This is a genomic window from Micromonospora sp. NPDC007220, assembly GCF_040634035.1.
In the GTDB taxonomy this organism is placed as follows: Bacteria; Actinomycetota; Actinomycetes; order Mycobacteriales; family Micromonosporaceae; genus Micromonospora; species Micromonospora reichwaldensis.
In genome coordinates this window covers 93,554-116,135 of the sequence record NZ_JBEYEU010000019.1, presented here as the reverse complement: position 1 = coordinate 116,135, position 22,582 = coordinate 93,554, and the positions used below count along the sequence as shown (strand labels likewise).

Below are 22,582 nucleotides of genomic sequence, written 5' to 3'. Positions count from 1 at the left end.
GTGCGGCGGTTGCCCGACGGGGCGGTGGAGTTCGTCGGGCGGGTCGACCACCAGGTGAAGATCCGCGGCTACCGGATCGAACTCGGCGAGATCGAGACGGTCCTGGAGGGCACCGACGGCGTGGCCGACGCGGTCGCCCTGGTCTCCGGATCGGCCGCCGAGGGCGACGCCCGGCTGGTGGCGTTCTACCGCCCGGCCGCGCCGGCGACGCCGGGCCTGCTGGACCGGATCCGGCAGCGGTGCGCGGAGCACCTGCCGGAGTACATGGTCCCGGCCGAGTTCGTCGCCGTGGAGGCGATCCCGCTCAACGCCAACGGCAAGGTCGACCGCGCCGCCCTCTGGGAGGCGGCGGTGCCCGTCGAGCGGGCACACGTCGCCCCGGAGACCGAGCTGGAGAGCCGGCTCGCCGGGATCTGGGGCCAGGTGCTCAACCTCGAACAGGTCAGCACCCGGGAGAGCTTCTTCGACCTCGGCGGCGACTCGCTGCGCGCGGTCGCCCTGGTCGGCGCGCTGCGGGCGGCCGGCTTCGGGGTGGCCGTCCGGGACGTCTTCGTGCACCGCACGGTCGCCGCCCTGGCCGGGCACCTCTCCGCCAAGGACGCCGCCCCGGCGGCCCCGGCCTTCCAAGCCGTCGCGCCCTTCTCCCTGTTGACCGCCGCCGACCGGGCCGCGCTGCCCGCCGGCCTCGTGGACGCCTACCCGGCCGTGCAGGCGCAGGTCGGCATGGCCGTGGAGATCCAGAAGGACCCCGGCAAGTCGCTGTACCACATCGTGCGCTGCTTCCGGGTGCACAGTGGCCGGCCGTTCTCGGTCGACGCGCTGCGGGCCGCCGTGCGGGACGTGGTCGGCCGGCACGAGACGCTGCGTACCTCGTTCGACCTCACCGGCTACTCGGTGCCGCTGCAGCTCGTGCACGCCGAGGCGCCCGTCGACGTACGGGTGACGGAGCTGACCGGCGACGACGTCGAGGCGCGGCTGCGGGCGTACGTCGACGCGGAACGGGCCCGGCCCTTCGCGCTGGACCAGCCGGCGCCGCTGCTGCGGGTCGCCGCCCACCGCACCGACGAGCGGGGCTGGTGGCTCACCGTCGCCGTCAGCCACCTGGTCACCGGCGGCTGGGACCTGAACACCCTCCTGGTCGAGCTGATCGGCTGCTACGAGCGGCGCAGCGCCGGCATGGTGCCCGAGTCGCCCGAGCCGACCGCCGTCCGGTACGCCGACTTCGTCGCCGCCGAACTGGCCGCGCTCAAGGGCGGCGAGGACGAGGCGTACTGGCGGGGCATCGTCGACACCTACGCCGGCTTCACCACGCCGGACGGCTGGGGCCGCACCGACGGCCCGCGCGAGAGCCTGCGGACCCGGGTCAGCTACCAGGACCTGGAGCCGAAGCTGCGCGCGCTGGCGTCGACCCTCGACGTGTCGCCCAAGTCGGTGCTGCACGCCGCGCACCTGAAGGTGATGAGCCAGCTCACCGACCAGGGGCGGTTCTACACGGGCCTGGTGTGCGACGCGCGGCCCGAGGTGCGGGGCGCCGAGCGGGTGCACGGCATGTACATCAACGTGCTGCCGTTCGCGCACGCCCGGGGTGCCGGCACGTGGCGCGAGCTGGTGCGGTCGGTCTTCGACCGCGAGGTGGAGCTGTGGCCGCACCGGCGGTACCCGCTGCCGGCGGTGCAGCGGATGGCCGGCGCCGGGTCCCGCCCGATCGACGTCGTCTTCGACTACACCGAATTCCGCCGGGCCGGGGCGGTCGCCGACGAGTCCGTCGACTTCGAGGCCATCGCCGGGGAGGGCGGCACCGAGTTCGCCCTCCAGGTGACCGCCGCCGGCGGCTTCCTCGACCTGGTCGGCGACAGCCACGCCTTCGGTCCCGCCGCGCTGGCCCGGGTGGGGGCGATGTTCCGCGAGGTGCTGGCGGCGATGGTGGCCGACCCCGAGGGCGACGCGGTCGCCGTCCGCCTTCCGGCGGCCGAACGCGACGAGGTCGAGGGCTGGTCGTCCGGCGGCACCGCCGAGGTCGGCGGGTACGCCCCGGCGGCGTTCGAGGCGCAGGCGGCGCGGCGGCCGGACGCGGTGGCGATCACCTGCGACGGCACCCGCGTCAGCTACCGGGACCTGAACGCCCAGGCGAACCGGTTGGCGCACCACCTGCGGGAGCTGGGGGTGGGGCCGGAGGTCCTCGTCGGGGTGTGCGCCCACCGGTCGGTGGAGCAGGTCGTGGGGATGCTGGCGGTGCACAAGGCGGGTGGGGTGTACCTGCCGTTGGATCCGTCGTACCCGGCGGAGCGGCTGGCGTTCATGCTGGTTGACGCGGCGGCCCCGGTGCTGCTCACCACCGCCGAGCTGCGCGGTCAGCTCCCGGCGGCCGAGGCGGCCACCGTGCTGCTCGACGAGCCGGACGCCTGGGCGGGCCAGCCGGCCACTGACCCCGAGCCGGTCACCCACGCCGACAGTGGCTGCTACGTCATCTACACCTCCGGCTCGACCGGCCAGCCCAAGGGCGTCCTCGTGCCGCACCGGGCGCTGGTCAACCGCTCCGCGTACGCCGGCCGGCGGATCAACCGCCTCGACGAAGAAGCGGTGCTGCTCCAGAAGACCGAGATCGGCTTCGACGTCTCCCCGGCCGAGGTCTACGCGGCCCTGTCGGCGGGCGCCCGGATCGTGGTGGCCCGCCCCGGTGGGCACCGCGACCCCGCGTACCTGCGGGGGCTGATCGTCCGCGAGGGCGTCACCGCCGTCGAGCTGGTGCCGAGCATGCTGTCCGCGCTGCTGGCCGAGGGGATCGGCGGCTGCCGGTCGCTGCGGTCGGTGGCCGTCGGCGGCGAGGAGATCGCCGTCGACGTGGCGCGGGCGTTCCTGGCCGCGCTGCCCGGCTGCGAGCTGCACAACACGTACGGCCCGGCCGAGACCACGGTCGACGTCACGAGCTGGCTCTGCACCGCCGACGCCCTGGCCGGGCTGACCCGGGTGCCGCTCGGCACCCCGTTCACCAACCTCACCGTCCGGGTGCTCGACGAGCACCTGCAACCGGTGCCGGTCGGGGTGCGCGGCGAGCTGTGCATCGGCGGGACGGGGCTGGCCCGGGGCTACCTCGGGGCGCCCGGAACGACCGCGCAGCGGTTCGTGCCGGACCCGTACGGCGCGCCCGGAGCGCGGCTGTACCGCACCGGGGACGCGGCGGCGTGGCGGCCCGACGGCACCGTCGACTTCCTGGGGCGCATCGACTCGCAGGTGAAGCTGCACGGCGTACGCATCGAGCTGGGGGAGATCGAGACGGCCCTGCGCGGCTGCCCCGGGGTGACCGACGCGGTCGCCGCGGTCCGGGAGCAGGACGGCCGGCGCACCCTGGTCGGCTACCTCGTCACCGACGGCGGGCCCGCGCCCACCCCCGGTGAGCTGCGCGAACGGCTGCTGGCCGAGCTGCCCGAGGCGACGGTGCCGGCCGCGTACGTCACGATCGACGCCGTTCCCGTGGACCCGCACGGCAAGGTCGACCGGCGGCAACTGCCGGCGCCGGACGCGCGGTCCTACGCCCGGGGCCGCTACGAGCGGCCCAACGGCCCGGTGGAGTCGGCGATGGCCGGCGTCTGGTCCTGGGTGCTCGACCTCGACCGGGTCAGCGTCACCGAGAGCTTCTTCGACCTGGGCGGTGACTCGATGACGGCGGTGACCCTGGTCGGGTCGCTGCGCGCGGCCGGCCACGACGTCACCGTGCGGGACATCTTCGCGCACCGCACGATCCGCCGTCTGGTCACCGCGCTCGCCGAGGCCGACACCCCCAAGGAGGGGGCCTTTCGTCCCGTCGAGCCGTACGCGCTGATCGACGCCGCCGACCGGGCCAGGCTGCCCGGCGGCCTGGTCGACGCGTACCCGGCGACGCAGGCGCAGGTCGGCATGGCCGTGGAGATCCAGAAGGACCCCGAGAGGTCGCTGTACCACATCGTGCAGTCGATCCGGGTCGACGACGGGCGGCCGTTCGACGCCCGCGCGCTCCAGGCGACGGTCGACGCGCTGGTCGCCCGGCACGAGACGCTGCGCACCTCGGTCGACCTGACGGGCTACTCGGTGCCGATGCAGCTGGTGCGCGCGAGCGTCGCCGTGCCGGTCGCCGTGCACCCGGCCGCTGATCACGAGGAGCACCTGGCCGCCGAGCGGCGTACCCCCTTCGACCTGGACTCGGCCGCCGCGCTGCTGCGGGTCGCCGCGCACGCCGACGACGCCGGCGCCTGGTGGCTGACCCTCGCCGTGAGTCACCTGGTGACCGGCGGCTGGGACCTCAACGCCCTGCTCGCCGAGCTGCTCGGCGAGTACGCCCGGCGCAGCCGCGGCGGGGCGCCGAAGCAGGACGAGCCCCCCGCCGTCCGGTACGCCGACCACGTCGCCGGGGAGCTGGCGGCGCTGCGCTCGCCGGAGACCGCCGAGCACTGGCGGGCGGTGGTGACCGGGCGGCCGAAGCTGACCCTCCCGGACGCCTTCGGCGACCGGTCCGGCGCGGCGGCGGTCTGCCGGTACACGGTGGACGTCAACGACCTGGACGCGGCGCTCCGACGCCTCGCCAGCGACACCAACACCTCGGTCAAGGCGGTGCTGCACGCCGCGCACCTGAAGGTGATGAGCCAGCTCACCAGCGGGTCCGCCTTCTACACGGGCCTGGTGTGCGACGCGCGGCCGGAGGTGCGGGGCGCGGAGCGGGTGCACGGGATGTACATCAACGTGCTGCCGTTCCCGCACGCCCGCTCGGCGGGGACATGGCGGGAGCTGGTGCGGTCGGTCTTCGACCGCGAGGTGGAGCTGTGGCCGCACCGGCGCTACCCGCTGCCGGCCGTGGCGCGGCTGGCCGACGCCGGGTCCCGGCCGATCGACGTCGTCTTCGGCTACGTGGAGACCCGGCAGGACGGCGGCGCGGCGGCCGGGGCGCCGGGCGCTGGCACGGACCTCGTCGAGGTCGGCGGGCCCGGGGCCACCGAGTTCGGCCTGTCGGTCGGGGCGGGCGGCGGCACCGTCCGCCTGGTCAGCGACAGCCGGACCGCCGACCCGGCCGCCCTGGTGCGGATCGGGGCGATGTTCCGCGAGGTGCTGACGGCGATGGTGACCGACCCGGACGGGGACGCGGCGGCGCCGCGCCTGCCGGCCGGGGAGCGCGAGGAGATCGCCCGGTTCGCCCCGGGCCGGACCGTCGAGGTCGGCGGGTACGTGCCGGCGGCGTTCGAGGCGCAGGCGGCGCGGCGGCCGGACGCGGTGGCGATCACGGCCGAGGGCGTGTCGTTCTCGTACGGGCAGCTCAACGGCCGGGCGAACCGGTTGGCGCACCACCTGCGGGAGCTGGGGGTGGGGCCGGAGGTGCTGGTCGGGGTGTGTGCGCACCGGTCGGTGGAGCAGGTCGTGGGGATGCTGGCGGTGCACAAGGCGGGTGGGGTGTACCTGCCCCTGGACCCGTCGTACCCGGCGGAGCGGTTGGCGTTCATGCTGGCCGACGCGGCGGCCCCGGTGCTGCTCACCACCGCCGAGCTGCGGGCGCAACTGCCGCCGGTCGACGCCACGGTGGTGCTGCTCGACGAGCCGGACGCCTGGGCCGACCGCCCGCCGACCGACCCGGAGCCGCTCACCGACCCCGACAACGGCAGCGTCGTCATCCACACCTCCGGGTCCACCGGCCGCCCCAAGGGCTCGCTGCTGTCGCACCGGGCCCTGGTCAACCGGACCGGGCACGTCGGCGCGCAGGTCTACCGGCTGGACGGCGACGCCGTCGTGCTCCAGAAGACCGAGATCGGCTTCGACGTCTCCCCGGGCGAGGTCTACGCGGCCCTGTCGGCGGGCGCCCGGATCGTGGTGGCCCGCCCCGGCGGGCACCGCGACCCCGCGTACCTGTGCGAGCTGATGGCCCGCGAGGGCGTCACCACCGTCCACTTCGTGCCGTCGATGCTCCCGGCGCTGCTGGCCGAGGGGCTGGCCGGCTGCCGGTCGCTGCGGTCGGTGGCGGTGGGCGGCGAGGAGATCGGCGTCGACGTGGCGCGGGCGTTCCTGGCCGCGCTGCCCGGCTGCGAGCTGCACAACACGTACGGCCCGGCCGAGGCCACCGTCGACGTGAGCAGCTGGCAGTGCACCGCCGACGCCCTGGCCGGGCTGTCCCGGGTGCCGCTCGGCACCCCGCACCCGAACCTGCGGCTGTACGTCCTCGACGAGCGGCTCGACCCCGTGCCGCTGGGCGTGCCCGGCGAGCTGTGCATCGGCGGGACGGGGCTGGCCCGGGGCTACCTGGGCCGGCCGGGGCTGACCGCCGAGAGGTTCGTGCCGGACCCGTACGGCCCGCCCGGGTCGCGGCTGTACCGCACCGGGGACGCGGCGGCGTGGCGGCCCGACGGCACCGTCGACTTCCTGGGCCGGCTCGACTCGCAGGTGAAGCTGCACGGCGTACGCATCGAGCTGGGGGAGATCGAGACGGCCCTGCGCGGCTGCCCCGGCGTGGCCGACGCCGTCGCCGCCGTACGCGAGCACGACGGCCGCCGCACCCTCGTCGGGTACGTGCTGCCGACCCCCGGCGACGCACCGACCCCGTCCGGGCTGCGGGAGCGGCTGCTCGCCGCGCTGCCCGAGGCGATGGTGCCGGCCGCCTACGTCACCCTCGACGCCATCCCCAAGGACCCGAACGGCAAGGTCGACCGGCGCCAGCTCCCGGCCCCCGAGGCCGGCGCGTACGCGACCGGGGACTACCAGGCCCCGACCGGTGACGTGGAGGAGGAGATCGCCGGGATCTGGGCGCGGGTGCTCGGCGTGGCCCGCGTCGGCGTCACCGACAGCTTCTTCGACCTCGGCGGCGACTCGATGCTCGCGGTCACCCTCGTCGGCACGCTGCGCGCCGCCGGGCACCCCACCAGCGTGCGGGACGTCTTCGCCCACCGCACCGTACGCCGGCTGACCGCCGCGCTGACCGACGCCGACACCGACGAGTTCCGCCCGGTCGCCCCGTACGCGCTGATCGGCGCCGCCGACCGGGCCAGGCTGCCCGGCGGCCTGGTCGACGCCTACCCGGCGTCGCGCACCCAGCTCGGCATGCTTGTCGAGTCGGCCGTCAGCGGCGACCGCGCGGTCTACCACAGCGTCCTGGCCCACCAGGTCCGCGACGGGCGGCCGTTCGACGCCGGGGCGCTGCGCGGCGCGGTCCGCGCCGTGGTCGCCCGGCACGAGATCCTGCGCACGTCGTTCGACCTGGTCGGCTACTCGGTGCCGATGCAGCTCGTGCACGCCCACGCCGAACCCGACGTGCGCGTCGAGGACGGCCGGGGCGTCCCGGCCGAGCGGCACGCCGCGCTCTTCGCGGAGTTCATCGCCGTCGAACGGGCCCGCCCGTTCGACGTCGCCACCGCGCCGCTGCTGCGGGTCACCGCGCACGTGGACAGCGACGAGAGCTGGTGGTTCACCTTCACCATCTCCCACACCGTCACCGAGGGCTGGAGCAGCGCGCGGCTGGTCACCGAGGTGCTCGACTGCTACGCCGAACTGGCCGACGGCCGCACCCCGGCGTCGGCCGACGTGCCTCCCGTGCGCTACGCCGACTTCATCGCCGCCGAGATCGCCGCGCTGGAGTCGACCGCCGACCGCGAGCACTGGCGGTCGGTGTGGGACGGGCGTGCCCCGTTCACCCTGCCCGCCGGCTGGGGCGAGCCGGACGCGCCGGACGCCACGGTGGACGCCACGGTCGACTTCGCCGACCTGGACGAGGCACTGCGCGCCCTGGCCCGCGACACCGACGTGTCGGTGAAGGCGGTGCTGCACGCCGCGCACCTGAAGGTGCTCAGCCAGCTCACCGGCGAGCCGGGCTTCCACGCCGGCCTCGTCTGCGACGCCCGGCCCGAGGTGCTCGGCGCCGACGAGGTGCACGGCATGTACCTCAACACGGTGCCGTTCCCGTACGACCGGTCCGCCCGCACCTGGCGGGACCTCGTCGCCGCGGTGTTCGACCGGGAGGTCGCGCTGTGGCCGCACCGGCGGTTCCCGCTGGCCGAGATGCAGCGCGAGGCCGGCCACCGGCTGCTGCACGTCCTGTTCAACTACCAGGACTTCAGCCGCGCGACGCAGGGCGGCGACGGGTCCGGCCCGGTGATCACCGGCGCCGCCGGCGAGGGCGCCACCGAGTTCGACCTCTCCTGCTTCGCCCAGCGGGGCCGCTACGCGCTCTCCGCGCGGGCGGGACTGGTCAGCCAGGCCAACCTGGACCGGATCGCCGGCATGTACCGGGCGGTGCTGGAGGCGATGGTCGCCGACCCCGACGACGACTGCCAGGCCGTCTGCGTGCCCGGGGGCGAGCGCGACCGGCTGCTCGGCGTCACCGACCAGGGCGCCGACGAGCCGGTCACGGGCACCATGGTCGAGCTGTTCCAGGCCCAGCTGGCCCGCGATCCGCAGGCGGTGGCCGTGGTGGCCGGCGCCGTCGAGCTGACGTACGCCCAGGTCGACGCCGCCGCCAACCGGCTGGCGCACCACCTGCGCGCGGCCAGCGCCGGCCGGGAGACCGTCGTCGGGGTCTGCCTCGACCGGGACGCGGACCTGGTGCCCGCGCTGCTCGGCGTGCTCAAGGCCGGCGCGGCGTACCTGCCGCTGGACCCGGCCCAGCCTGCCGAGCGGATCGGCTACATGCTGGCCGACGCCGGGGCGCGGACCGTGGTGACGACCTCCGCGCAGGCGGAGGTGCTCGCCGGCTTCGACGGGCGGCGGGTGCTGCTGGACTCCGGCGACCTGGCCGGGCACCCGGAGACCGATCCGGGGATCGCCCGCGACCCCGACGACCTCGTCTACGTCATCTACACCTCCGGCTCGACCGGTCGGCCCAAGGGCGTCTGCGTGAGCGACGCCAACGTGCTGCGCCTGCTCGACGCCGCGCAGGAGCACTACGCGGTGGACGAGACCGACGTGTGGGCGCTGTTCCACTCGTACGCCTTCGACGTCTCCGTCTGGGAGCTGTGGGGGGCGCTGCTGCACGGCAGCCGGCTGGTGGTGGTGCCCCGCGAGGTGGCCCGCGTGCCGCAGGACCTGCTGGACCTGCTGGTGACGCAGCGGGTCACCATGCTGGCGCAGACCCCGACGGCGCTGCGCGGGCTGGTCCGGCTCGCCGCCGAGGACGCCCCCGGGATCCGGGAGCTGTCGCTGCGGGCGGTGGTCATCGCGGGGGAGAAGCTCGACTTCGCCGACCTCGCCCCGTGGGCGTCCCGCCTCGGGCTGGCCCGCACCGCGCTGGTCAACATGTACGGGATCACCGAGACCACCGTCTACTCCACCTACCACCGGATCACCCGGGCCGACCTGGCGCCCGGCGTGGGCAGCCGCATCGGCCGGCCGCTGTCCGGCGTGCGGATGTACGTGCTCGACCAGTACGGCCACCCGGCGCCCATCGGCGTGCCCGGCGAGGTGTACCTGGCCGGGCACGGGGTGGCCCGCGGCTACCTCAACCAGCCCGACCTGACCGCCCGGCGGTTCCTGCCCGACCCGTACGGCCCGGCCGGCAGCCGGATGTACCGCACCGGCGACCTGGCCACCCGGCTGCCCGACGGCAGCGTGGAGTTCCTCGGCCGCCTCGACGACCAGGTGAAGCTGCGGGGCTACCGGATCGAGCCGGGCGAGATCGAGGCGGCGCTGACCGCGCTGCCCGGTGTCGCGGAGGCGGTCGTCGTGCTGCGCGCGGACGACCCGGCCGACCCCCGGCTGACCGCGTACCTGGTGGCCGGCGACGGGGAGCCGCCGCAGGTCGCCGCGCTGCGCGAGCGGCTGGGACGCAGCCTTCCGGAGTACATGGTCCCGTCGGCGTTCGTGCTGCTGGAACAGTTGCCGCGCAACAACAGCGGCAAGCTGGACCGGCGGGCGCTGCCCGCCCCCACCGGCGCGACGCTGGCGGGCCGGGACTTCGTCGCCCCGGCCGGTCCGCTGGAGGAGCGCGTGGCCGCCGTCTGGGCCGACGTGCTGGGCCTGCCGGCGGTCGGCGTCACCGACGGCTTCTTCGACCTCGGCGGGCACTCCATCACGGCGCTGGTGCTGGCCGGCACGATGCGCGCGGCCGGGCTGGACGTGACGGTCGCGGACATCTTCCGGCACCCGAGCGTCCGGGCGCTCGGCGAGGTGCTGGCGAGCCGGGACGCGCCGGCGCCGACCGACCGCCCCGTCGAGCCCTTCGAGCTGGTTGCCCCCGCCGACCTGCCGCTGCTGCCGGCCGGGCTGGACGACGCGTACCCGCTGTCGCGGGTGCAGCTGGGGATGCTGCTGGAGATGCTGGCCGACAACGGCCAGAACCACTACCACAACGTCGTCTCGTTCCTGATCCCCGACGACGAGCCGTTCGACCTGGCGACGCTGCGGACCGCCGTCGCCGAGGTGGTGGCCCGGCACGACGTGCTGCGTACCTCGGTGGACACGAGCGGCTACTCGGTGCCGATGCAGCTCGTGCACCGCACGGTGGACGTCCCGGTCCGCACCCGCGACCTGCGCGGGGTCGCCGAGGCGGACCGGACGGCCCTGGTGCGCCGGCTCGTCGGCGAGGAGTACGCCGAGCTGTTCGACGTCGAGCGGGCGCCGCTGCTGCGGTTCACCGTGTGCCTGGAGACCGACCGGAGCTGGCGGCTGGTGCTCACCATCTGCCACGTCATCATCGAGGGCTGGAGCCTGCACGCCCTGGTGATGGAGATCCTGGACCGGTACCACGCGCGGCGGGCGGGCGCGGAACCCGACGTCACCGCCCCGCCCGGGGTGCGCTTCGCCGACTTCGTCGCCGGCGAGCTGCGCGCCCTGGACTCGGCGGCCGACCAGCGGTACTGGCAGGACGTGGTCGAGCGGCACCCGAGGTTCCTGCTCCCCGCCGCGTGGGCGCCGCCCGCGCCGGCCACCCGGGAGCCGTACACCGAGGTGGTGTCCTACGCGGACCTGGAGCCGCGGATGCGGGCCCTGGCCTCGGCGGCCCGGGTCTCGCTCAAGGCGGTGCTGCACGCCGCGCACCTGAAGGTGCTCAGCCAGCTCACCGACGAGCCGGCCTTCTACAGCGGGCTGGTCTGCAACACCCGGCCGGACGTGGTGGGCAGCGAGCGGGTCTACGCCATGTCGCTGAACACCCTGCCGTTCCCGCACGACCGGACGGCGGGCAGTTGGCGGGAGCTCGTCCAGCGGGTGCACGCCCGCGAGGCCGACCTGTGGCCGCACCGCCGCTACCCGGCGCCGGCCATCCGCACCCCCGGCCGGGGCGCCGGCCTGACCGACGTCTACTTCAGCTACCTCGACTTCACCGAGGTCGACGGCGGGCGCACCGCGCCCGTGGAGCGGATCGGCGCGAGCACCTCCGAGTTCGCGCTCGCCGTCGCCGCGGGCGCCGGCAGGCTCGAACTGAGCACCGACAGCCACGCCATGGGCCGGGCCGACGCCGCGCGGCTGGGCGGCATGTACCGGCTGGTGCTGGAGGCCATGGTGGCCGACCCCGACGGCGACCCCCGGGCGGCGTACCTGCCCGCCGGGGAACGCGACGACGTGCTGGTGGGCTGGAACGCCTCGGCCGTGCCCGGATGCGTCGACCTCGTCCCGGACCGGGTCGCGGCGCGGGCCGCCGCCACCCCCGACGCGGAGGCCGTCGACGGTACGACCTACGCCGAGCTGGACACGGCGGCCAACCGCATCGGCCACCACCTGCGCGGGGCGGGGATCGGCCCGGAGCGGGTCGTCGGGGTGCTGCTGGACCGGGGCGCCGACCTCGTCGCCGCCCTGCTCGGGGTGTGGCGGGCCGGCGGCGCGTACCTGCCGATCGACCCGGGGCACCCGGCCGAGCGGGTCGCCGCGATGCTCGCCGACGCCGGGGCGACGGTGGTGGTGACCTCGACCGGCCACGCCGACCGGCTCACCGGCGTCGAGCTGGTGCTGCTCGACCGCGACGCCGAGCGGATCGCCGCGCTGCCCGCCGACCCGCCGCCCGGCCGTCCCGACCCGGAGCACCTCGCGTACGTCATCTTCACTTCCGGCTCGACCGGCCGGCCGAACGGCGTGCAGATCACCCACGGCAGCCTCGCCAACTACCTCGGCTGGGCGGCCGAGGAGCTGATCGGGGACCGCACCGGCGGCGCCGCGCTCTTCTCGTCGGTCGCGTACGACATGGTGGTGACCAGCATCTGGGCGCCGCTGGTCACCGGGCAGCGGCTGTGGCTGCTGCCGCCCGGCGCCGGGCTGGACGAGCTGGGCCCGAGGCTGGCCGACGCCGGCCCGTTCAGCTTCGTCAAGCTGACCCCCGGCCACCTCGACCTGCTGACCCGCCAGCTCGGCGCGGAGCAGGCGGCGGCCCTGACCCCGCTGCTGGTCCTGGGCGGCGAGGCGCTGACCCGGCAGGTCTGCGACCGCTGGCACGCGCTCGCGCCGGGCAGCGTGCTGCTCAACGAGTACGGGCCGACGGAGGCGACGGTGGCCGTCAGCCGGTACCCGGTCACCGGGCCGCTGCGGGGCGACGTCGCGCCGATCGGCCGGCCGATGGCCGGGATGCGCACGTACGTCCTCGACGCCGACCTGCAACCGGTGCCGGTGGGCGTGGTCGGGCACGTCCACCTCGGCGGCCCCGGCCTCGCCCGGGGCTACGCCGGCCGGCCGGACCTGACCGCCGACCGGTTCGTGCCCGATCCGTTCGCCGCGGACGGCGGGCGGCTGTACCGGACCGGCGACCTGGGCCGCTGGCTGCCGGACGGGCAGCTCGACCTGCTCGGCCGGGTCGACGACCAGGTGAAGATCCGAGGGCACCGGGTGGAGCCCGGCGAGGTCAGGGCGGTGCTGGTGGCGCATCCGGGCGTGCGGGACGCGGTGGTGACCGTCGAGTCGACGGGCGCCGGCGGACCCCGCCTGGTGGCCTACCACGTCGGCGACGCGCCGGACCTGGCCGCGCACTGTGCCCGGTGGCTGCCCAGCCAACTGGTCCCGAGCGTCTTCGTCCCGGTGCCGGCCATCCCGCTCAACGCCAACGGCAAGGTCGACCGTCGGGCGCTGCCCCCGGTGGACCTGGCCGGGGCGGCCGACCACACCCCGCCCCGCCCCGGGCTGGAAAAGCTGATCGCCGACATCTGGGCCGGGGTCCTGGAGATCGACCGGGTGGGCCGGCACGACCGCTTCTTCGCCCTGGGCGGGCACTCGCTGCTGGTCGTACCGGTGGTCACGGCGGCCCGGCAGGCCGGAGTTCCGCTGACGCTGCGGGCGGCGATGCTCGACCGGACCCTGGCCGAGCTGGCCGCCTCGCTCGCCCCGACCGGGGCGGCGGCGTCCGTCGAAGCGGCGGATCCGGCGGTACGCGCCGGCGTGGCGCGGGCCGTGCCGGTGCTGCCGGCTGTCGAGCCGCTGCTCGCCGCCCACCGGGTGCCCGGCGCCTCGCTGGCCCTGCTCGCCGACGGCGAGGTGGTGGAGGTCCGCGCCGCCGGGCACCGCGCGGCCGGCGGCGACGCCCCGGTGACCCCGGCGACAATCTTCCAGGTCGGCTCGGTCAGCAAGCTGGTCACCGCGGTGGGCGCGCTGGTCCTTCTCGGGCGGGGGCAACTCCAGCTCGACACGGACGTCAACGCGTACCTGAAGGGCTGGCAGCTGCCGGCCGATCGACCGGTGAGCCTGCGGCAGCTGCTCTCCCACGTCGCCGGGCTGACCCCGACGGGCAGCACCGGGCACCCGCGTGGCGGCCCCGTGCCGAGCCTGTCGGACGTGCTGCACGGCCGGGGCGTGCCCACCGGTCCGGTCCGGGCGCTCGACGCGCCCGACGCGGTGGCGGTGGAGCGCAACAGCCACTTCGTGGTGGTGCAGCAGCTCATGGAGGACGTCACCGCGACGCCCTTCGCCGACCTGATGGCCGAGCTGGTCTTCGGACCGGTGGGGATGACCGGCAGCAGCTTCGACCAGAGCTTCCCGGAGACGTCCGGCCGGCCGGTGGCCGTCGGGCACGACGAGCGGGGCGAGCCGCTCCCGGGCGGCTGGCAGGTGCGTACGGACCTGGCGGCGGCCGGCCTCTGGACCACCGCCACCGACCTGGCCCAGCTCGTCAGGGAGATCCACCTCGCGTACCGGGGCGACCCGGCCCTGCTGAGCCGGGAGCTGGCGGTGGCGCAACTGACCACCGGAACGGGCGGCGTCTTCGGACTCGGCTGCATGGTGGACCGCATCGACGGGCCCGCCGGGACACGGGTGGAGTTCACCCACCGGGGCCGCATCCCCGGCTACCAGGCGCTCACCGCCGGCCGGGTGCCCGACGGCTCCGGGCTGGTGCTGCTGACAAACGGCGACCAGGGCCACGAGGTCGTGTCGCGGCTGGCGTCCGACACCGCACTGACGGAGGAAATGTGATGACGACCGTACCGAGCAGCCTTGCCACGGTCACCGACCCACCGACCCGGCAGGTGCGGCACCTGGTGTCGATCCGCGACCTGACCGACGACGACCTCTACTCGATCGTGGCGCGGGGGGCGAGGTTCGCCGCCGGCGAATCCGCCAGCCCGCTGGCCGACCGGGTGGTCGGCACCTACTTCGTGAAGACGTCGACCCGGACCCGGACCGCGTTCACCGTGGCCGCGCTGCGGCTCGGCGCGAGGACCATCCAGTACGGGCCGAACGACCTCCAGGTCAACACCGGGGAGTCCAGCGAGGACACCGGCCGGGTGCTGTCGGGCATGCTCGACGTGCTGGTGGCGCGGACCGCCGCCGACCCGGGGGAGATGCGCGACTGGTCGCGCCAGCACCGGATGGCCGTGATCAACGCGATGAGCGCCGAGGAGCACCCGACGCAGGCGCTGGCCGACCTGACCACCCTGCTGCGGCGCTTCGGCCGCATCGAGCGCCTGCGGCTGCTCTACCTGGGCGAGGCGAACAACACCGCGACCGCGCTGGCCCTGGCGCTGACCCGCTTCCCCGGCGTCGAGCTGGAGCTGCGCACCCCGGCGGGGTACGGGCTGCCGGCGGAGATCGCGGCGGTCGCGCGGGAGCAGGCCCAGCGCTGCGGCGCCCACCTCGTCGAACGGCACCACATGGACGACCTGCCGGGTGACCTGGACGCCATCTACACCACCCGGTGGCAGACCACCGGCACCAGCAAGCCCGACCCGGACTGGCGGCTGCGCTTCGCCCCGTTCCAGGTGGACCGGGAGCTGTGGCGGCGCAGCCCGCACGCGGTCTTCATGCACGACCTCCCGGCGCACCGCGGGGAGGAGGTGACCGCCGAGGTCCTGGACGGGCCGGCCAGCATCGCCTTCCAGCAGGCGGAGAACAAGCTCTACAGCGCCATGGCCGTGCTCGACTGGTGCCGGGCCACCCCCGCCGGGTCCGCGTCGTGAGCGCGGTCGGGCACCCGGCGGACACGTCCCGGCAGCCGGGCCGCCTGACCGGCAACCGCGATTTCCTGCTGCTCTGGGTCGGTTCCGGGGTCTCGGCGCTGGGCTCCCGGGCCACCTCGATCAGCTACACCCTGCTGGTCTTCTGGTCGACCGGTTCGGCCACGGCGGCCAGCCTGGTCACCTTCGCCGCGCTGCTGCCCAACCTGGTCACCCAGTTGCCGGCCGGCGCGCTGGTCGACCGCTGGGACCGCCGGCGGACCATGGTGCTCTGCAACGTCGGGCGGATCGTCGCGATCGGCAGCGTCGCGGTCGCGGTGGCCCGGGACTCGGTGTGGCTGCCGCACCTGATGGCTGTCGCGTTCGTGGAGGCCAGCCTGGGCATCTGCTACGCCCTGGCCGAACGCGCCGCGGTGTTCAACGTGGTCCCGGCCGACAGGTATGGTGCCGCGACGGCGGCGAACGAGTCGCGGGCCAACGCGGCCAGCATCCTCGGCCAGCCGGCCGGCGCCGGGCTGTACGCGCTGACCCGCTGGGCGCCGTTCGGCTTCGCCGTGCTGATGCACGTGATCTCGCTGGTCACCCTGCTGTTCGTGCGGCGGGACCTGCAGGCGCCGAAGGCGCGCGCGGACGAGCCCGGTGGCCTGCTGACCCGGGTGCGGGAGGGCTTCGTCTTCGTCTGGGGCCAGCTCTACCTGCGCCGCGCCCTTGGCCTCTTCGCGGCGAGCAACATCCTGTTCCAGGTGCTGGGCCTGGGCCTCGTGGTGATCGTCAAGAACCTGGGCGGCTCGTCAGCCACGGTCGGGATGCTGCTGATGGTGAACAGCGTCTTCGGCATGGCCGGCGCGATGACCAGCAACTTCTACCTGAGTCGCTGGGGGATCCGCCGGATCATCATGGGGGTCAACATCGCCTGGGCGGTGCTGATGCCGCTGCTCGCGCTGGCACCGGGACTCGCGCTGGCACCGGGACTCGTCGTCCTCGGCGCGATCTTCGCGTTGATCCACTACGGCGCCGGCATCAGCAACGTGGCCGGGATGTTGTACGTGCTCCAGAGCGCACCTGACCACCTGCGCGGGCGGGCCGGCTCGATCGTCATGCTGCTCAGCTCGGGAGCCAACTCGCTGGGGGCGCTGTTCGCGGGCTTCCTGCTCGACTCGACGAGCTTCACCAGGGCCATGCTGATCGTGGGCGGGGCGATGGGGGTGATCGCGGTGCTCGCGGTGCTCGGCTTCGGCGGTCGCGCCCGGGCCGAGGCGGAACGGGCGGAGGCCGCCGAGCGGGCGGGCCGCGCAACCCCGGATGGTGGCGATATGGACGGAATATAGCGGAGCGGCAGAGCCTGGGAGGGATCGCACAGCTTGGGACGGTGAGGAGCCCCGGAATGAACGAGCACGCGAGCTGGAAGCCGTTGGAGATCACCCCGGAGAGCGCCGGCTGCGCGCCGAGCGCCGAGGGACTGGTCGACCACCTGCGCGAGCTGGACCTGGCGGAGGTGCTCACGGCCGAGAAGGCGCTCGTCTTCCGTGGCTTCGGGGTGCGGCCGGAGACCCTGGACCCGGTGATGGACCTGCTGCTGCCGAGGCGACTGGCGTACGTGCACGGCAACTCGCCGCGCACCAAGGTGGGCCGCAACGTCTACACGTCCACCGAGTACCCGTCCCGGTACACCATCTCCATGCACAACGAGCTGTCGTACGCGGCGCAGTGGCCGGCCCGGCTGCTCTTCTTCTGCCAGATCGCCGCCGAGACCGGCGGCGCCACCCCCGTCGTCGACGCCGAGCTGTGGCTCGACTCCCTGGACCCGCAGCTGCGCGCCGACTTCGCCGGTGGGCTGCGCTACCAGCAGAACCTGCACGACGGCATGGGGCTGGGCAAGAGCTGGCGGGAGACGTTCGAGACCGACAGCCGCGAGGAGGTCGAGGAGTTCCTGGCCGGCGCCAACGCCACCTGGGAGTGGACCGCCGACGGACTGCGCGTGGTCCAGCTGCGGGAGTCCACCCTGCGGCACCCGGTCACCGGGGCCGAGGTGTGGTTCAACCAGGCCGACCAGTGGCACCCGGCCGGCCTGGACGACGACATCGCCCGGGTGATGACCCAGGTGATGGGCCCGGACGAGCTGCCCCAGTCGGTGACCTTCGCCGACGGCTCCCCGATCCCCGACGAGTACGTCACCCAGATCCGCGACCGGGGCCTGGAAGCGGCGGTCGACGTCGACTGGCGGGTCGGCGACCTGCTGCTGATCGACAACGTGCTCACCGCGCACGGCCGGCGCCCGTACACGGGTGACCGCCGGGTGCTGGTGGCGATGTCGGACTGAGCGGCGCGACCGGGAAGTGCCCCAGATGTCCCTGTCCCGCCCGAGCGGCGGCGATCCCTGGCTGCGGGTGTTCCGGGGCGGCGCGCACGCGGGTCTGCGGTTGGTCTGCCTGCCGCACGCCGGCGGCTCGGCCGGGTTCTTCCAGACCTGGGCGGCGCGGCTGCCGGACTCCGTCGACGTGCTCGCCGTCCGCTACCCGGGCCGCCAGGACCGGCTCTCCGAGCCGTGCGTCGACCGGATGGACGTGCTCGCCGACCGGGTCACCGAGGCGCTCACCGGTTACCTGGACCGTCCCCTCGCCCTGTTCGGCCACAGCATGGGCGCCTCGGTCGCCTACGAGGTGGCCGTCCGGCTGGAGGAGCGGTTCGGCGTCGTGCCGGAGTTCCTGTTCGTCTCGGGGCACGGGGCGCCGCACGTCACCCGGATCGACCAGCATCCCGACCACCTCGACGACGAGGAGTTCCTCGTCCGGATCGCCGCGCTCGGCGAGGTGGATCCGGTGGTCTTCCGCTCCCGGAAGCTGCGGGAACTGGTCGTACCGGCGCTCCGGGCCGACCTGCGGCTGATCCACGGCTACCTGCCGCGCGCGCCGCGGACCGTGTCCGCGCCGATCACGGCGTACCTCGGCACGGGGGATCCGGCCTGCGACCGGGAGTCGGTCTCCGCCTGGGCGGAGCTGACCACCGGCGGCTTCCGGCTGCGGGCGTTCCCCGGCGACCACTTCTATCTCGTGCCGGCGCGGGCGGAGCTGCTCGCGGACCTGACCGCGCAGCTCGCCGGCCGGCCGACCGTACCCCGTGCCGCGGCATCCGTGGCCGCGCACCTGATCTGACCGGCACCGCCGGACTCGCACCTGGAGGGCGCATCGTGACCGCACCGGACGTCGAGGCGACGCCGCAGCCGCTCGTGGACGTGGACCAGGAACGCCACGCGCGGTTCCGTACCTCCTTCGAGGCGGTGACGGACTTCGGGCGGCGGTTGCTGGCGGCCCGGTTGGCCGCCGCGGGAGTCCTGCCCGCCCCCGGTGCCGTCGCCGGCCGGGAGGAGATCCTGGCCCGGCTCGCGGTGGCTCCCGGCTACCAGCGGCTCGGCGACGCCCTGCTCGACCTGCTGGCGGACGCCGGCCTGCTGCGTCGGCAGGGCGACGGGCTCGCCGTGACCGGACGGGTCGCCGAGGCGGCCGGGTTCGCCGGGGACGACGCGGTCGACGCGGCGGCGGCGACGCTGCGCCGGGAGCACCCGGAGGTCGCCGGATACGTGCCGCTGCTGGTCGCCTGCCAGACGCAGCTCGTCGAGGTGGTGCGGGGCGACCGGCCGGCGAACGAGGTGCTCTTCCCGGGCGGCTCCGCCGACCTGGTCTCCGCGATCTACCGGGACAACGTCCAGCTGGACTTCTACAACCGGCTCTGCGCGGCGCGGGTGCGGGAGCACGTCCGGCAGTTCCTGCGGCGCTATCCGCGGTCCTACGTCCACGTCATGGAGGTGGGTGCGGGGACCGGTGGCACCAGCGGCCCGGTGCTCGACGCCCTGACGGACCGGACGGAGCGGCTGCGGTACTTCTACACCGACGTGGGGCCGGCGTTCCTGCGGCTGGGACGGCAGCGCTTCGGCGCCGACCGGCCGCACGTCGACTTCGCCCGTTACAACGTGGAGGGCGCGCCCGAGGACCAGGGCTTCGAACCCGGTTCGATGGACGTCGTCCTGGCCAGCAACGTCCTGCACGCCACCCTGCGGATCTCCGTCGCGCTGCGGCACTGCCACGCGCTGCTCAAGCCGGGCGGCATTTTGGTGATCAACGAGATGACCAGCCGCCTCGACTACAACACGCTGACCTTCGGCCTGGCCGAGGGCTGGTGGCGGCACGCGGAGGACGAGCCGCGGGTGCCGGCGTCCCCGCTGCTGGACGTGGCGGGCTGGCGCGCCGCCCTGGGCCGGGCCGGCTTCGTCGACGTGCGGGCGCACGCCGTGCCCGGGCTCGACGCCGCCGAGCAGGTGCAGACCATGTTCGTGGCGACGGCCACCGGTGGGGGCGACTCGTCCCGCTGAGGTTCCACCCCGTCCGCGTACGCCCCGACCGGGTCGCGTCCGCCGGGCCGCGCGACTCGCGGCACCGTGCGGTCGGGACCCCGGTCCGGGCGCACGCGACCCCTGCCGGCGCACGTACCGGTACGGGAACCCGGTAGGTCTTTACCGGCACCCCTAAATGTTCCGGCAAGATCTTTCGTGGACGAATATTCGGTGATATCAATCTCGCACTCGATTCCTCTACCCCCGGAGTGCGACGTGCGGAGAACCCGTCTCGTTTCCCTCGCCCTGAGCCTGGCCACGGCTCTCGGCGTCAGCCTCACCCTGTCCGCGCCCGCCCAGGCTGCGCCCGCCGACCGCTACGTGGCGCTCGGCGACTCGTACGCATCGGGCGTGGGTGCCGGCAGCTACACCAGCGAGAGCGGTTCCTGCCAGCGCAGCACCAACGCCTACCCGGCCCTGTACGCCGCGAACATCAAGCCCGCGTCGTACCGCTCGGTCGCCTGCTCCGGTGCCACCACCACCAGCCTGATCAACACGCAGCTGTCGGCGCTGAGCTCCACCACCACCCTGGTCAGCGTCACGATCGGCGGCAACGACGTCGGCTTCGGCAACATCATGTCCACCTGCGTGCTCCAGGGCACCACCCAGTGCGTGGCCGCCGTGCAGGCCGCCCAGGACAAGGCCCGGGCCCAGCTGCCCGGCCTGCTGCGCAACGTCTACAACGGCATCAAGACCCGGGCGCCCTCGGCCCGGGTGGTGGTCGTCGGATACCCGGTCTTCTACCAGCTCGGCACCACCTGCATCGGGCTGAGCGCCACCTCCCGGGCGAAGATCAACGAGGGCATCAACCTGGTCGACGACCTCACCCGCACCGCCGCCGTCGCCGCCGGCTTCAAGTTCGCCGACGTGCGGTCGCAGTTCGTCGGGCACCAGCTGTGCAGCTCCGGCACGAAGTGGCTGCACGCCCTCAACTTCGCCAACCTCGGCATCTCGTACCACCCGACCGCGGCCGGCCAGTCCGGCGGTTACTACCCGGTCTTCCGCTCCGTCGCGGGCTGACCGACGCGTTCTCCGTCCGGACGCTCCCGGTCCCGCCCCCCTCGGGGCCGGGAGCGTCCAGGGCGGGAGGACGGGCACGGTCGCCCGCGCGGCGTCCGTGCCCGTCCGACCATCCGGCGTCCCGGTCGACCGCGGCGCCGGACGGCCGGAGCGACCCCGGCGAGCGTGCCGGGGCCGCCCGGTCAGCACCGGACGATCGTGGAGTTGCTCAGCCCGACGTTGCTGATGGTCAGGTTGTCCGCGCAGGGGTTCTCGACGATCCGGCTGTTCACCAGGGTGAAGTTGCGCAGCGTGATGTCCCGGTTGCCGGGGAACTCGGTGCGCTCGGCCAGCCGGATCTCGCCGCCGCCGCTGATCGTGCCGCCGCCGGCGGCGATGTTCACGTTCTGGCAGTTCTCGATCAGGACCGCGTTGTTGCCGGTGTTGGCGATGTCCACCCGGTCGACCGTGGCGCCGCCGGACTCGGAGACGCAGAAGATCCCCCGGCCGCCGCCGCGTGCCCGGACGGTGCCCACCCGGACGTTGGTCGGGTAGCCGGAGCCCACGCGCCCGTTGCGGTTGGCCATCCGGAAGGCGGCGTACCCGGTGCCGGCGCCGGCGTTCTCGGCGTCGACGGTGGTGACCGTGGCGTTGATCGTCTGGTTGAGCAGCAGGCCCGACTCGCCCACGTCGCGGGCCGTGACGGTGCCGATGGTCAGCCCGTCCACGCCGTACGTCTCGACCGCGTGGGAGCTGGCGCCGGAGACGTACGCGCTGTCGATCCGGACGTTGCGGGTCCACTGGCTGGTGTCCCCGCGGTTGTCGATGCGGATCCCGAGCCCGCTGCGGAGCCGCATGTCGATGCGGCCGAGGACGACGTCCGTGACGTTGCGCAGGAAGATCCCGTAGAGCGGGGCGCCGGTGACGGTGAGGTGCCCGACCTCGATGTTGGTGGTGCCGCGGGAGTAGATGGGCGCCTGGTCGCCGCTGCCCGAGCCGGTGACGTCGATGGTGCCGCAGACGTCGATCGCGGTGTAGCTGGGCAGGGAGATCCGTGAACCGGCGCTCATCGAGCCGGAGCCTCGTACGACGACGCGCTGCTTGCTGGTCCGCCCGGCGCTGAGGCTGTTCACGGCGGCTTGGACGGCAGCGCGCATGTCGCTTCCGGTGTAGACCGTGCTGGCGCCGTTGCGGGCGGTCCAGGTGCCGCCGCTGAGCACCGCCTCGGCCTGGAACGCGCCGCTGCCGCAGGCGGTGCCGCCGGAGCCGAGATTGACCAACTGCCACTGCTGGTTGGCGCCGCCGAGGTCCTGGTACTGGGAGATCATCGCGCCGTCGGCGGTCGACCACTGCCACACGTCCAGCGCCTTGTTGGAGTGCCGGTTGACGAGGCGGACGTGGCCGCCGTCGGCGTCGGCGAGCCGGAAGTGCTGCCGGGTGTTGCCGCTGGCGGCGGTGTTCTGGACGAGTTGGACCCCGTCCTCGGCGCTCGGCAGTTCCAGCACCTTGCCGCTGTGCGCCGAGCGGATCTGGTGGTATCCGCCGCCCACGTCGACGAACCGCCACTGCTGCACGGCCAGGTCGTTGCGGGTGAACTGGTTGACCGGCGCGCCGTCGGCGGTGGACCAGCCCCACAGGTCCATGGCCTTGCCGCTGTGCCGGTTGACGAGGACGTAGGTGGCGCCGGGGTCGACCGTGGCCGCCGCGGCGGGCTGCGGACCGACGGCCACGGCGGCGCCGACGAGCGCCAGCGCGGCCGCGGCCACCAGGCCGAGGCGTCGACGGGTGGGATGTCTGTGCGGGTCGGGGGACGTCATGTGGCTCCTTCGGCTGGCGCGGGGCGGCGGGAGGGGTGCGCGACCACCCCGTCGAGGCCGCCAGCGATCCAATC

Annotated in this window: 8 protein-coding genes; 7 read left to right on the top strand and 1 reads right to left on the bottom strand. The window is 74.5% G+C overall.

Annotated elements, in window-relative coordinates; all coding sequences use genetic code 11:
• Positions 1–24: 24 nt before the first annotated feature.
• The 7 genes from ABZ573_RS25255 to ABZ573_RS25225 all read left to right on the top strand — a co-directional run bounded on the left by ABZ573_RS25255 (position 25) and on the right by ABZ573_RS25225 (position 20,712).
• Complete coding sequence (locus tag ABZ573_RS25255; protein WP_358121436.1) at positions 25–14,325, top strand: amino acid adenylation domain-containing protein; 14,301 nt, start codon at positions 25–27, stop codon at positions 14,323–14,325.
• Positions 14,325–15,308 carry an ornithine carbamoyltransferase gene (locus ABZ573_RS25250; protein WP_358121434.1) on the top strand — a complete coding sequence of 328 codons (984 nt, stop codon included), beginning with the start codon at positions 14,325–14,327 and terminating at the stop codon, positions 15,306–15,308. Before ABZ573_RS25255 ends, ABZ573_RS25250 begins: the two co-directional genes overlap by 1 nt.
• The gene (locus tag ABZ573_RS25245) at positions 15,305–16,633 is read left to right on the top strand and encodes an MFS transporter (protein WP_358121432.1); all 1,329 of its coding nucleotides are present in this window, start codon (positions 15,305–15,307) and stop codon (positions 16,631–16,633) included. The genes ABZ573_RS25250 and ABZ573_RS25245 overlap by 4 nt, the downstream gene beginning before the upstream one ends.
• A 56-nt stretch (positions 16,634–16,689) precedes the next feature.
• Positions 16,690–17,625: a TauD/TfdA family dioxygenase gene (locus ABZ573_RS25240; RefSeq protein ID WP_358121430.1), complete on the top strand. Its 936-nt coding sequence runs from the start codon at positions 16,690–16,692 to the stop codon at positions 17,623–17,625.
• A gap of 25 nt (positions 17,626–17,650) precedes the next feature.
• A complete protein-coding gene (locus ABZ573_RS25235; protein ID WP_358121428.1) occupies positions 17,651–18,457 on the top strand; it encodes an alpha/beta fold hydrolase in 807 nt (268 codons plus the stop codon).
• 35 nt (positions 18,458–18,492) lie between these two features.
• On the top strand, positions 18,493–19,671 hold the full coding sequence (locus ABZ573_RS25230; RefSeq protein WP_358121426.1) for a class I SAM-dependent methyltransferase: 1,179 nt from the start codon (positions 18,493–18,495) through the stop codon (positions 19,669–19,671).
• A 237-nt stretch (positions 19,672–19,908) separates the two neighbouring features.
• Positions 19,909–20,712 (top strand): SGNH/GDSL hydrolase family protein, encoded by an 804-nt coding sequence (locus ABZ573_RS25225; protein ID WP_151454649.1) that lies wholly within the window; start codon positions 19,909–19,911, stop codon positions 20,710–20,712.
• Between the two features lie 182 nt (positions 20,713–20,894).
• Here ABZ573_RS25225 and ABZ573_RS25220 read toward each other — a convergent pair whose 3' ends face one another.
• Positions 20,895–22,508 (bottom strand): RICIN domain-containing protein, encoded by a 1,614-nt coding sequence (locus ABZ573_RS25220; protein WP_358121424.1) that lies wholly within the window; start codon positions 22,506–22,508, stop codon positions 20,895–20,897.
• Positions 22,509–22,582: the final 74 nt, after the last annotated feature.